Source organism: Streptomyces sp. NPDC050085, from assembly GCF_044460595.1.
Lineage (GTDB): Bacteria > Actinomycetota > Actinomycetes > Streptomycetales > Streptomycetaceae > Streptomyces.
In genome coordinates, this window is record NZ_JBITJZ010000023.1 from 53,472 (window position 1) to 65,787 (window position 12,316).

Annotated in this window: 14 protein-coding genes; 7 read left to right on the forward strand and 7 right to left on the reverse strand. The window is 71.1% G+C overall.

Features of this window, described 5'->3' with window-relative positions; all coding sequences use genetic code 11:
- Positions 1 to 56 precede the first annotated feature (56 nt).
- Entirely contained in the window at positions 57 to 1,034 is a 978-nt protein-coding gene (locus ACIBUY_RS40750) for an NAD-dependent epimerase/dehydratase family protein (protein ID WP_399155377.1), read from the reverse strand.
- Positions 1,031 to 1,630, reverse strand: a complete 600-nt coding sequence (locus ACIBUY_RS40755) for a ScbR family autoregulator-binding transcription factor (protein WP_365576287.1) — start codon at positions 1,628 to 1,630, stop codon at positions 1,031 to 1,033. Before ACIBUY_RS40755 ends, ACIBUY_RS40750 begins: the two co-directional genes overlap by 4 nt.
- Before the next feature lie 271 nt (positions 1,631 to 1,901).
- Between ACIBUY_RS40755 and ACIBUY_RS40760 the strand changes: the two genes are divergently transcribed.
- The 4 genes from ACIBUY_RS40760 to ACIBUY_RS40775 all read left to right on the forward strand — a co-directional run bounded on the left by ACIBUY_RS40760 (position 1,902) and on the right by ACIBUY_RS40775 (position 5,615).
- Positions 1,902 to 2,846 (forward strand): ScbA/BarX family gamma-butyrolactone biosynthesis protein, encoded by a 945-nt coding sequence (locus ACIBUY_RS40760; protein WP_365576289.1) that lies wholly within the window; start codon positions 1,902 to 1,904, stop codon positions 2,844 to 2,846.
- An 87-nt stretch (positions 2,847 to 2,933) separates the two neighbouring features.
- Entirely contained in the window at positions 2,934 to 4,208 is a 1,275-nt protein-coding gene (locus ACIBUY_RS40765; protein ID WP_365576291.1) for a cation:proton antiporter, read from the forward strand.
- Between the two features lie 48 nt (positions 4,209 to 4,256).
- Positions 4,257 to 4,820: a hypothetical protein gene (locus ACIBUY_RS40770; RefSeq protein WP_399155378.1), complete on the forward strand. Its 564-nt coding sequence runs from the start codon at positions 4,257 to 4,259 to the stop codon at positions 4,818 to 4,820.
- A gap of 33 nt (positions 4,821 to 4,853) precedes the next feature.
- Positions 4,854 to 5,615, forward strand: coding sequence for a hypothetical protein (locus ACIBUY_RS40775; RefSeq protein ID WP_399155379.1), 762 nt, complete (start codon positions 4,854 to 4,856; stop codon positions 5,613 to 5,615).
- Here ACIBUY_RS40775 and ACIBUY_RS40780 read toward each other — a convergent pair.
- Positions 5,605 to 6,063: a MarR family winged helix-turn-helix transcriptional regulator gene (locus ACIBUY_RS40780; protein WP_399155380.1), complete on the reverse strand. Its 459-nt coding sequence runs from the start codon at positions 6,061 to 6,063 to the stop codon at positions 5,605 to 5,607. The two genes, ACIBUY_RS40775 and ACIBUY_RS40780, sit on opposite strands and share 11 nt — an antisense overlap.
- Before the next feature lie 126 nt (positions 6,064 to 6,189).
- Between ACIBUY_RS40780 and ACIBUY_RS40785 the strand changes: the two genes are divergently transcribed.
- A complete protein-coding gene (locus tag ACIBUY_RS40785) occupies positions 6,190 to 7,677 on the forward strand; it encodes a DHA2 family efflux MFS transporter permease subunit (RefSeq protein WP_399155381.1) in 1,488 nt (495 codons plus the stop codon).
- Here the strand turns inward: ACIBUY_RS40785 and ACIBUY_RS40790 are convergent.
- From ACIBUY_RS40790 to ACIBUY_RS40805, 4 genes are all read right to left on the reverse strand, one after another.
- Complete coding sequence (locus ACIBUY_RS40790) at positions 7,604 to 8,338, reverse strand: dienelactone hydrolase family protein (protein WP_399155382.1); 735 nt, start codon at positions 8,336 to 8,338, stop codon at positions 7,604 to 7,606. The two genes, ACIBUY_RS40785 and ACIBUY_RS40790, sit on opposite strands and share 74 nt — an antisense overlap.
- A 175-nt stretch (positions 8,339 to 8,513) precedes the next feature.
- Positions 8,514 to 9,422 (reverse strand): LysR family transcriptional regulator, encoded by a 909-nt coding sequence (locus ACIBUY_RS40795; protein WP_399155383.1) that lies wholly within the window; start codon positions 9,420 to 9,422, stop codon positions 8,514 to 8,516.
- Between the two features lie 12 nt (positions 9,423 to 9,434).
- Positions 9,435 to 9,593: a hypothetical protein gene (locus ACIBUY_RS40800; protein WP_399155384.1), complete on the reverse strand. Its 159-nt coding sequence runs from the start codon at positions 9,591 to 9,593 to the stop codon at positions 9,435 to 9,437.
- A gap of 231 nt (positions 9,594 to 9,824) precedes the next feature.
- Positions 9,825 to 10,286 (reverse strand): MarR family transcriptional regulator, encoded by a 462-nt coding sequence (locus ACIBUY_RS40805; protein WP_365576307.1) that lies wholly within the window; start codon positions 10,284 to 10,286, stop codon positions 9,825 to 9,827.
- Between the two features lie 215 nt (positions 10,287 to 10,501).
- On the opposite strand from ACIBUY_RS40805, the gene ACIBUY_RS40810 reads away from it, so the two are divergent.
- Positions 10,502 to 11,416, forward strand: a complete 915-nt coding sequence (locus ACIBUY_RS40810; RefSeq protein WP_365576309.1) for an SDR family oxidoreductase — start codon at positions 10,502 to 10,504, stop codon at positions 11,414 to 11,416.
- Between the two features lie 11 nt (positions 11,417 to 11,427).
- Entirely contained in the window at positions 11,428 to 12,315 is an 888-nt protein-coding gene (locus tag ACIBUY_RS40815; protein ID WP_399155392.1) for an amidohydrolase family protein, read from the forward strand.
- Position 12,316: the final 1 nt, after the last annotated feature.

Consider the following 12,316-nt stretch of genomic DNA (forward strand, 5'->3'; position numbering starts at 1 on the left):
CCGGCCCGTCCGGTTCGTGTACCGAATGACGAACCCCGCTCCCCCGCTCGCGGCCCTCATGGCCTTCGGGGCGCGGTCCCCGTCCCGGAACTCCCGCGGCCGGCAAGGTGATTGCGGTACCAGGGTGCTGCGGCGGCGAGGCGGGCCAGTGGGCCGGGTCCGGGCGGGCAGTCGGCGAGCCGCCAGATCTCCGAGCCGCGGTACCAGTGGTCCTGCGCCAGCAGCGCGAACTGACGCTCGCTCACCCTGCCGGGAGACTGCCGCAGTTGCGCGAGGCAGGCCTCCCAGGTCCAGTCCTCCGCCGCGGCAGGCAGCACTCCGAGATCCGCCAGCCGGGCCATGAGGTCACCGTTGCGCACGGGGTGCGGATGGCTGGCGTGATGGACGCCGGTGTCGACCTGGCGCGCCCCGGTGGCCAACGCGGTGACGAGCCGGGCCAAGTCGTCCGCGTCCACCATCGACAACCGTCCCCGCCCCGAGTCCCAGCGGGCCGGCACCTCGTCCAGGAGATCGGCAAGGGCGGGCACCACCCACCGGTCGCCGGCACCCAGGATCAGGCCCGGGCGCAGCACGATGCCGCCCGCGGCCAGGGCCGGGCCCTCACCCGCGAGCCTGGTGCGGCTGGCCGCGGAGACCGGCGCCGGCGTGATCTCGTGTGCGGCCGGCCCGTCGTGCGGCCCCGGGCCGTACACCGCCGCGGTCGACAAGTGGACGACGCGGGGCACGCCGACGCGCCGGGCCTCGGCCATGAGTGCCGTGGTGCCCCGGACGTTGACCGCGGCGCACTCGCTCTCCGGGCCGGAAACCACGGATGCCAGGTGGATCAGCGTCCCCACGCCTTCGGCGGCGCCGCTCAGCGAGGCCGGCTCGGACAGGTCCGCGGTGTGCCAGGTCAGTCCGTCCGCCCTCGGCAGGTCCGCGGCGGCGTCCCGGGTCAGCGCCCGGACCTTCGCTCCGCCGCCGACGAGTCGACGCAGCACCTTCGAGCCGATGAACCCGGTGGCTCCCGTCAGCAGAACGTCCGGCCCGCTCACGCCGTGGCTTCCTCCTCCGTACCCGGCAGCTTCAAGGTGGCGCTGATGTGGTGCGAGGTGAGCGCGGGCAGCATGCAGCGCCACATGTCGCCGAGCCGCTTCGGCAGGTCGGCGCGGCCGCAGGCGACCTGGGACATGATCTGCGTGCCGGTGAAGGTCGCGACCAGCATGGAGGCGAACGCGGCCTCGTCGACGCCCGGCATCAACTGCCCCTGCTCCCGGGCCACGACCAGCTCCTGCCGGAACCGCTCCGACCACCACTCGTAGATGGCGTACTCCTGCAGACCGAGTTCCGACTGCTCCACGGCGAGCCGGACGCCTGCCCGGAACAGCGTGTTGTGCTGCATCTGGCTGGCGAGGTACCCGGTCATGTCCACCAGCGACTGCAGGCCCTGGGCCTCCTCGGGGAAGGCCAGGTCGTTGGCCTGCTCCTGGATCACGACCCGGGCCAGAGCCTCTTTCGACTTGAAGTGGAAGTACAGGGAGCCGGCGGTGACCCCGGCACGCTCGAGGATCCGGTTGATGCTGGCACCCGCGTATCCGGACTCGTCGAACACCTCGGCCGCTGCCCGCAGGATGCTCTCCCGGGTTTCCACGGCCCTCTGCTGCGTTGGTTGCCGCACCGTACCTCCAAAGAAAAACGAACGCTCTCTAGATTACGTAGCCAGCCATGAAGCGTCCAGAAAGTCTTCACAAGTGACGGATTTAGACCGATTAATTCTGATCTAGCCCCTAGCCCGCCTCAGGCCACGCTCGAGAGCAGATCGAGAACTTACCAATCCTTTGCATGGACGGGGCTTGGAAGAAAAAGAACGCTCGTTATGTTTGAGGGACTCGGCAAACATACGAGCTAGGGGAGAGGTCCGTATGTCCAGCACCACCCACTCGATCACCCAACCTGCGGGACGCAGCGCGGCCTGGGCCCCGGTGTCCAACGAGCACGTGCACAAGCTCGCCGGGCACGAAAGGCTCCTGCACGGATGGCGCCGCACCGGAGCCGACAGCTACGTGGTCGCCGCCAACTGGCCCGCACAGCACAGCTTCTACGGCACACGAGCCGGCCTGCACGATCCCGTGATCCTGGTCGAGTCCGCCCGCCAGTGCATACCGCTGCTGAGCCACCTCGCCTACGACGCCCCCATGGACCACCGCCAGACCTGGAACTCCACGTCGTACGCACTCTCACCCGCGGCGCTCGCCGCCACCTCCGACACCACCGAGGTCGAACTGCACATCGACTGCAAGGAAGTCACCCGGCGCAGCGGCCGACTGTCCTCCCTGGTCATGGAGGTCGACGTGGTGCGGGACGGCACGCGCATCGGCACCGCGCACACCCGCTTCGCGAACCACCCGCCGGCCCTGTACCGGCGCATACGCGGCGCGCGCTCCGACGTCCGCCGAGCCATGGAACAGGCGATCCCGCTCGTCCCGCCGCTGGCGCCGGTGCACGTCGCACGGGACGACTTCGCCGACGTGGTGCTCTCCCCCACCGACACGAAGTCGCGGTACCAGCTCCGCGTCGACCTGAACCACCCGGTGTTATTCGATCACGCGGTCGACCACGTTCCTGGCATGCTCCTCGTCGAGGCAGCACGGCAGGCCGCCCACGCCGTGCACCATCCACAGCCCATGGTCATCACCTCCGTGGAAGCGGTGTTCATCCGCTACGGAGAACTCGACGCCCCCTGCTGGATCCAGGCCGAGCCGGTGGCGGCCACCGCACCCGGCCACGAAAGCGTGCACGTCACCGCCCACCAGGGCGACCACATGATCTTCACCGCCACCGTGACCGCACAGCCCCTGCGAAGCTGACCGGCGCGCAGCCTCACCCCACACGCAGCACAGAGGCGGCGCTCCCACGCGCCGCCTCTTTCCGCTCTCAGACGATTCGGAGCACGGGTGGCCACCGCAGAGTCCACAGCCGTCGCGGCCCTGGGCGGCATCGCCCTCGCCTTCGCGGCCGGGCTGCTCCTCACCCCGCTGTGCCGCCGCATCGGCCAGCCGGCCGTGGTCGGGGAGATCACGGCCGGCATCTGCCTGGGCCCCAGCCTGCTCGGACTCCTGCCCGGAGACCTGCCGGCCGTGCTCTTCCCCACCGAGGTCCGCACCTCCCTCGGCGTCGTCGCCCAAGTGGGCCTGCTCCTGTTCATGTTCCTCATCGGCTGGGAGTTCGACCCCGGCGCGGTCCGGGGCCGCCTGCGGACGGCCGGAACCGTGTGGATCGCCTCCCTGGCCGTCCCGCTGGTCCTGGGCACGGGGCTCGCATGGACCTTGTACGGCTCCCATGACACGGTGCACGGTCGCACGGTCCCGTTCGGCGCCTTCGCCCTGTTCGTCGGCGTCGCCATGTCCATCACGGCGTTCCCCGTCCTGGCCCGCATCGTGGCCGAACGCGGCCTGCAGGCAACGCACATCGGCACCCTGGCCCTCGGACTCGCCGCCATGGACGACCTGGTCGCCTGGTGCCTGCTCGCGGTCGTCGTCGCCCTGGCCGACGCCACCGGTGCGGCCGGATTCCTCGGCGTCATCGGCTGGTCCGCGCTCTACCTGGCCGCCATGCTCGGCCTCGTACGTCCCCTGCTCGCCGCCGGCGCAGCCCGCCTGCGCCCGCGGCACGCGCCCTACGCGGCGTCGCTCGTGGCGACCGGCACCTTCGCCTCCGCCGTGCTCACCTCCCACATCGGCATCCACGCCATCTTCGGCGCCTTCCTGTTCGGCATGGTGATGCCAAGGACCGAGCACGCCACCGAGCTCCACCGGGCCGCCCGCCCCGCGATCGAAGGCGTGAGCACGATGCTGCTGCCCGTCTACTTCGTCGTGACCGGCCTCTCCGTGGACCTCACGTCACTCACCTCCGACGGCCTGCTGCAGACCGCGGCGATCACCGCCGTCGCCTGCCTCGCCAAACTCGCCGCCGTCGCCGTCGCGGCCCGCCTGTCCGGCATGGGATGGCGCAGCGCCACCGCCCTCGGCGCCCTCATGAACACCCGCGGCCTCACCGAACTGGTCCTGCTCAACGTCGGGTTGGGCATGGGCCTGCTCACCGTGCAGCTGTTCTCGTCGATGGTCGTCATGGCCCTCGTCACCACCGCGCTCGCCACGCCCGTGCTCGACGCCCTGTCCCGCCGGGACGACTCGTCCGGCGCCACCGCCGTGACCGTACGACAACCATGATCGTTGTGCTCCACCGGCGGTGTCGTCAGGTGCGAAGGAAAGGCTGCGGTGGTCGGCTGGGTCACGGTGGGCATCGGGGCCGCGGCCGCGCTGTGCCCGGTGTCGGGGCACGTGGGCGTGGCCGTCGACGTCGGCCCTGTCGGAGTTCGGGCGGACGTGGTGGTGTGCGCGCCCGATGAGGCACCGGCCCAGGAGGCACAGGCTCCGGCCCCGGCACCGCCCGCCGCGGCGAGCGCATCACCGGAGCCGTCGCCACTCCCGACGACAACTCCTACGCCGACGCCGGTGATCCCGCGGGCCCCGCACGATCCCGCCCCGCCGCCGACACCACCCGCACCCCAACACCCCGCCGCGCACGACCAGTTGGAAGCCGAGAGGCCTGCCCCTCCGTCCCCTCCGTCCCCTCCCCCACCACCCGTGCAGCCCCGGCCGAAGACCGTCGTGCGCGCCGCCGCCTTCCGCTGGGTGCCGCGTACCTCGTACCGCAATCGGGCGCAGCGTCCCGCTCCGCCGGGCATGTCGACGACCATGAGCACCGTCGTGGTCACCACCCCCGCCGTGCTCGCCGCCGTCGCGCTGCGGCCCGGATCCCGGCGCCGCCGCAGCAGTTGAAGCCCGCCCCCTGACCACTCCTGGAGTACCGCCGTGCCCGAATGGCTGATCTACACCCTCGCCTCACTCGTCGTCTGCGCGCTCGTCGTCGTCGCCACCGTGATGCGGCACCGCCGCGTCGACGCCGACGAGGACACCTCCGAGACACCGGACGTGCTCGAGTACATGGTCATGATGGTGGGCGTCGTCTACGCCATCGTGCTCGGCCTCGCCATCGCCGGGGTGTGGGAGGCCCGCAGCGCCGCCGAGGACACGGTGCAGCGCGAGGCGCAGGCGCTGTACGAGATCGACCAGCGGCTCGACGTCTACCCGGACGACTTCCGTACCCAGGTGCGCGGGCACATCGACGCGTACGCCCGGCATGCCGTCACCGCCGAGTGGCCGGCCATGGAGGACGACGTCCAACCGGGGGCCGCAGGCGGCGAGTTGCTGGGGCAGATCCGACACGACCTGGCCCACCGCGCCCCCGCCGACGAGCTGCAGGCGCAGGCCTACCAGCCGCTCCTGGACCAGGTCGCCGCGGCCGACGACGCCCGGCACCAGCGGCTCGACAGCGCCGGGACGACACTGCCCGGCGTGGTGTGGTTCGGCCTGGTCGCCGGCGGGGCCGTCACGCTCGCCCTGCTGTACGCGCTCCAAATCCGGCGCTCGACAAGGGAGTTGATGCTCGCCACGGCCTTCAGCGCGCTCGTCGTGTTCCTGCTGTTCACGGTCTGGAGCTTCGACGCTCCGTTCGGACGCTCAGGCACCGACGCCGCGCAGCCGCTCCTCGATCTGTACGCGGCTAGCGCGTGAACCTCGCGGTCGCCTGAGGGGTGAGGTGGCGGGCCAGGGTTTCCAGGGCCGCGGTGACTTCCTTGCGGGCCTGGGGCGTGCTGTCGGCGAGGGCCGTGGTGAGCGCGTCGTCGATGGTGGTGGCCCTGACTTCCTTGACGCGGGCGGAGAGTTGGGGTGCCTGGCGGATCAGGGCGCGGCGGCGGTCGGTGGGGTCGGGGGTGGTGGTGACGGCGCCTGCTTCTTTGAGGCGGGCGACGGAGGTGGAGACCTGGCTCTGCGGGAGGCCGGTGCGGGTGGCGATCTCGCTGGCGGCGGTGTCGGGGTGGGTGGCGATGTCGCTGGCGACGATGAGGACGGCCCGGGTCGATCCGGCGTGGGCGGCGCTGCCGCCTTCGGGTTCGGGCATGGCGGCTTCGCCGATCTTCATGAGGGTGCGTCCGAGGAGGAAGAGTTCGACTCCGTTCATGGGGCTCAGATTACATCTCAGGTGATGCATCTTTATTAATGCATCTCTATTGATGCATCTAAATAGATGGGTTACGTTGGTGGCAGGCGCCCGGGCACCGCCGGGTGGGCGAAGGGGGCATCTGTCATGCGCAAGTGGCGAGCGAATCCGTGGGCCGTCCTCGTGACGCTGTCGCTCGGGTTCTTCATGACCCTGCTGGATCTCACCATCGTGAACATCGCGATCCCCGACCTGATGACGGGCCTCGGCGCCTCCCTCGGGCAGACCCTCTGGGTGGTCAGCGGGTACGCGCTCGCCCTGTCCGCCCTCGTCATCACGGCGAGCCGGCTCGGTGATCTGCACGGGCCGCGGAACCTGTTCGCCATCGGGCTCGCCGTGTTCACCCTGGCCAGCCTCGCCTGCGGACTCGCTCCCACCGCGGGGGCCCTGCTCGCCGCCCGCGTCGTGCAGGGGCTCGGTGCGGCGCTGCTCACGCCGCAGACGATGACGCTGATCGTCGCCGTCTTCCCGGCCGAACGGCGCGGCACCGCCATGGGTATCTGGGGCACGGTCGCCGGGCTCGCCACCCTGTCCGGGCCGACCCTGGGCGGCTTCCTCGTCTCCGCCCTGGACTGGCGCTGGATCTTCTTCGTCAATCTGCCGGTCGGTGTCGCCGCCCTGGTCCTCACGTTCCTGGTCGTGCCCGACATCCGGCCGGGCCGCGCCCACCGCCTCGACCTCGTCGGCGTCGTCCTCGCCACCGGCGCCCTGTTCTGTCTGGCCTTCGGCCTCCAAGAAGGCGCGAACTACCACTGGGGCGCGGGGATCATGGGGCTCATCGCCGCCGGATGCGCCCTCGCCGTCGGCTTCCTGCTGCACCAGCGCCGCCGCCAGGACCGCGAACCCCTGGTCCCCTTCGCGCTGTTCCGCGACCGCAACTTCACGTCGATGACCGCCCTGGTCGGCCTCGTCTCGATCGCGATGCTCGGCCTGGTGCTGCCGTTCAACCTGTATCTGCAGTCGGTGCTGCACCTGAGCGCCGTCAAGGCCGGTCTTGTGCTGGCTCCTTCGTCGGTGGTGTCGATGGTCCTCGGCCCGTTCGCCGGGCGCCTCGCCGACCGCATCGGCGGCAAGTACGTACTGCTGAGCGGGCTCGGCTGCTACGCCGCCGGGATCGTCGCCATCGCCCTGATCGCGGCGCCCGGCACCGCCTGGTTCGCCTTCGTGCCCGCCACGCTGCTCACCGGGCTCGGCGTCGGCTGCATCGTCGCGCCGATGTCCACGGAGGCGATGCGGTACGTGCCGCGGCATCTCGCCGGTGCCGCCTCCGGGGTCAACAACACGGTGCGGCAGATCGGTTCGGTGATCGGCGCCGCCGCCGTGGGCGCACTGCTGCAGGGGCGTCTTGCCGCCGAGCTGGCCGGCGGCAAGACGTACGCGGCCGCGTTCACCGCGGCCCTGCACACCACGGCGATCCTGCCGGTGGCCGTGCTGGTGCTGGGCGCGCTGACGTGCCTGATGCTGCGGGCCCGTACGCGTACCCGTACCGCTCCGGCCGGGGTCAGCGGGTCCGCAGAGTGTGCCCCAGCAGGGGCAGCAGCCGGTCCCAATGGCGTTGCAGCGCAGCGGAGTTGAAGGCCGCGGTGTCGGACATCGTGAAGCCGTGGACGGTGTCGGGGTAGATCTCGGAGGTGTGGTCGAGTCCGGCGGCGTCCAGGTCCTGGTTGAGCTCGTCGAGTGCCTCGGGGGTCAGGTCGGTCGCGGCGTGGCCGAAGTGGACCCGGGCGGTGATCTTGGCCAGGCTCTCGGGTCCGTCGGCCGCGACGGGGGCGTGGAACGCGGCGAGGGCGGCGACCTGGCCCGGGTGGGCCGCGGCGGTGCGGGTCGCGAGCAGGCCGCCGAAACAGTAGCCGGTCACCGCGACGGGACCGGCGGCGACCTCGGGCCTGGCAGTGAGGAACCGGAGGTAGGCGTCGGCGTCGCGCAGGGTGTGTTCGGCGGTGTGCGCCCCGACGAGGGGCATCAGGCGGGCGACGATCGAGGGCCTGACGTCTTCTCCGATGTACGCGGGCAGGTCGATCAGCGGTGCCGGGCCGTTGCGGTAGAAGAAGTTGGGGACGAGGACGTAGTAGCCGTGGCCGGCGAGTTCGCGGGCCAGGTCGCGCAGTACGGGCCGGTCGCCGAGGGCGTCCGCGTACATCAGCACGCCCGGGTGCCGCTCGCCGTCGTCGGGGTGTGCGGCGAAGGCGTCGGCGCTGCCGTCCGCGGTGGGGATGTTCAGTGTCGTGAGGGGCATGAGGTGGTCTCCTGTCGTGGTGGGCGTGTCGAGCTGCTGGCATCAGCACGACAGGAGGTGCCCGCGCGGCGCTCAGAGCAGCGCCGGGGCGTCAATCCGTGTGTGGCTCAAGGCCGTCCCGGTGATCATCGCCGCACAACGTAACCCACCGGGCGGCTCGGCGCCAGCCCTCGGCTCACGGCGGCGGGTCCGACAGGCGGTGGGTCATGAAGGGGCGGGACGTGATGAACTCCCGGAATTTCAGGGCCCCTTCGGACAGGTGGGCGTCGCGGCGCCACACCAGGGTGAGCACGCGGTGGCAGCCCGGGGCGTCCACATGGGACCAGGCCACCGGGACGCCGGTCACGATCGGGGACTGTCTGGCGGTCGACGGGATCAGGCCGATGCCGAGGCCCGCGCTGATCAGGACCTGGCTGACGCTCGGCTCGTCGCCCTCGCAGGACAGGGTCGGGGTGAGGCCCTCGGCCGCGAACAGGCGGTCCAGCAGGGCGCGTTGCCAGTGGCCCTTGCGGGTGGTCACGATCGGCTCGTCGGCGATCTCGGGGATCGTGACGCTCTCCCGCCCGTCGAGGCGGTGGCCGCGGGGGACGGCGAGCAGCACTTCTTCGCGGTTGAGCTCGACGGTCTCCAGGTCGGGTCCGGTCAGTGGCTGCGAGGCGACGCAGAAGTCGACCTCGCCGACGCGGAGTTGGCGTTGCATCTCCTGTGCGGTGGACTGGTAGAGGCGTACGTCGGCACGGGGGTGGTCGGCGCGGAAGCCGGCGAGGACCGTGGTGACGGTCAGCAGCGTCTCGCAGGCGAGGGAGACGCGGCCGAGCCCCAGTTGACCGGCCTCGCGCACCGCCCTGGTGGCGTCGTCGAGGCCGCTGAGGGTGCGGTCGACGTGGCGCAGGAACAGCTCCCCGTGTTCGTTGAGCCGGATGCCGCGGCCGCGGCGCTCGAACAGCGGGGAGCCGAGTTCGGCCTCCAGGCGGGCGATGGTGCGGCTGAGCGAGGGCTGGGCGATGCGGAGTTCTTCGGCGGCGCGGCTGATGTGCTCGAAGCGGGCCACCACCTGGAAGTGGCGCAGTTGCAGGAGATCCACGGACCGCCCCGCTCAGACCCTGTACTGGTCGGGGACGAAGAAAAAGTCCCCCGGCTTGGCGTGGATCAGGCGGTCGCCGTCGTGGCGGCCGACGGTGCCGTCCAGGACGTAGAACGATGCGGACATCGTCCGGTGGGCGTGCGCGCCGAGCCCGTCGGACGTGCGGGGCATGTCCCAGCGGTAGAGCCCGTACTGTCCGTCGGTCGAGTCGCCGCCGAACGCGTGACGGAGCTCTTTCGGACAGGGCTTCGGATGGGGCTTCGGATGGGGCTTCGGATAGGACATGCCGCCTCCCGTCGTGTACGTGGGCAGATGTGCCCTGCGCGATCACGTTAAGGCGGTTGTCTGCGTCGGGCCCTGCGATCGGGGAGATCGGGACGCGCCCGCCGAGAGCGGCCGGTCTCAGCCGAGGCCGGGTTCCGCGATCCGGAGCAGGAGCGCGTGCAGCGTCTCGCGCTCGGACTCCGCCAGCGGTTCCAGGAGTTGGCCGGTGACGCGCAGGCCCGCCTCGTCGGTGTCGCGCAGGAGGTCGCGGCCCTTGTCGGACAGGACGACGATGCGGCTGCGCCGGTCCTCGGGGGACGGCCTGCGCTCGGCGAAGCCCGCCTTCTCGAGGTCGTCGACGAGTCCGACGATCGCGCTCGGGTCGTAGCCGAGCCGGGTGCTCAACTCCCGTTGCAGGGCGCCCTCGGAGGTCGCCAGGAAACGCAGCAGCGCATAGTGCCGAAGGCGCAGCCCCGACTCCTGGAGCGAGGCGTTGAACAGCTGGCCCGCGCGCAGGCCGAGCCGGTACAGGAGATAGCCCGTGTCGGCGTGAAGGCCGCGCATCCATGGCTCGTTCGCGTCGATGGGGGCGGGGTTCATGGGCCTGTCTCCCTGGTGCTTCTCGGTTCCGAGTTCTGAGTTCTGAGTTCTCGGTTCTGAGTTCCGAGTTCTGCGTTCTCGGTTCCGAGTTCTCGGTTCTTGCGTCCGGGGGCAGTCTTGCGCACATCCAGGGTGGCGACAACTATTGACGTCACCAATTATTGCTCTTAGCTTCCTTCTCGTTCCAACCTGCGTTGCTCAGAAGGGACTTGCACGTGTCCATCGATCTCACCGGCAAGGCCGCCGTCGTCACCGGCAGCGGCCGGGGCCTCGGCCTCGCCTACGCCCATGCCCTGGCCGCCCACGGCGCCTCGGTCGTCGTCAACGACATCGACGAGGCCGTCGCCGACGCGGCCGTGAAGTCCATCAGGGAGGCGGGCGGCACCGCCGTCGCCGAGGTCGTCGCCGTCGGCACGGCCGAGGCGGCGGACCGGCTCGTGTCCCGCGCCGTCCGCGAGTTCGGGCGGCTCGACGTCCTGGTCACCAACGCGGGCATCCTGCGCGACAAGGTGCTGTGGAAGATGACGGACGACGACTTCGACGCCGTGGTCACCACGCACCTCAAGGGCACCTTCACCTGCGCCCGCGCCGCCGCGGTGCGGATGCGCGAGCAGGGCGAGGGCGGCACCCTGGTCCTGGTCGGTTCGCCCGCGGGCCAGCGCGGCAACTTCGGGCAGACCAACTACGCGGCCGCCAAGGCGGGGATCGCCGCCATGGCCCGTACGTGGTCGATGGAGCTGGCCCGGGCGGGCATCACCGTGAACGCGATCGTGCCGGTCGCCGCGACGGCGATGACCGAGACGATCCCCGCGTTCGCCCCGTACGTCGAGGCGCTGCGCGGCGGCGAGCCGCTGCCCGCCTTCCTGCGCAGGGGCGAGGGGTTCGGCACGCCCGAGGACTGTGCGGCGCTCGTGCCGTTCCTCGCCTCGGACGCGGCCCGGAACATCACCGGGCAGGCCATCGGCATCGGCGGCGACCGGGTCACCCTTTGGTCGCATCCGCGGGAGGTCAAGTCGGCCTATGCGGACGGGGGTTGGACCCCGGACGCGCTCGCCGACGCCTGGTTCACCTCGGTCGGCGCCGAACCGGAGACGGTCGGCATCCCCGCGCCGCGCGTCCCGGAGGCGTGATGAACCCGCCCATGGACGTGAGCGAGCTGGTGGCCATCGACGTCCACACGCACGCGGAGGTCTCCTCGAAGGGGCACGCCTCCCTCGACGACGATCTGCACGCGGCCTCCTCCGCGTACTTCAAGGTCGAGGGCGAACGGAAGCCGACGCTGGACGAGATGGCGGCGTACTACCGCCAGCGGCGCATGGCCGCCGTGGTGTTCACCGTCGACGCCGAGTCCGCGACCGGCACCGCGCCCGTCCCGAACGAAGAGGTCGCCGAGGCCGCCGCCGCCAACCCGGACGTGCTGATCCCGTTCGCGTCCCTCGACCCGTTCCGCGGGAAGGCGGGTGTGCGTCAGGCGCGGCGGCTCGTCGAGGAGTACGGGGTGCGGGGCTTCAAGTTCCATCCGTCGATCCAGGGGTTCTTCCCCAACGACCGTCTGGCCTACGGGCTTTACGAGGTCATCGAGGAGACGGGGGCCATCGCCCTGTTCCACACGGGCCAGACCGGCATCGGGGCGGGCGTGCCCGGCGGGGGCGGCATCCGGCTGAAGTACAGCAACCCGCTGCACGTGGACGACGTCGCCGCCGACTTCCCGCACCTCAAGATCATCCTGGCGCATCCGTCGTTCCCCTGGCAGGACGAGGCCCTCGCCGTCGCCACGCACAAGCCCGGGGTGCACATCGACCTGTCCGGCTGGTCGCCGAAGTACTTCCCGCCCCAACTGGTGCAGTACGCCAACACGTTGCTCAAGGACAAGGTGCTCTTCGGCTCCGACTATCCGGTGCTCACGCCCGACCGCTGGCTCGCCGACTTCGCGAAGCTGGACATCAAGGAAGAGGTCCGGCCGAAGATCCTCAAGGAGAACGCGGCCCGGCTGCTCGGCCTCAGCACTGGCGTGGGAACCAAGCCCTGAC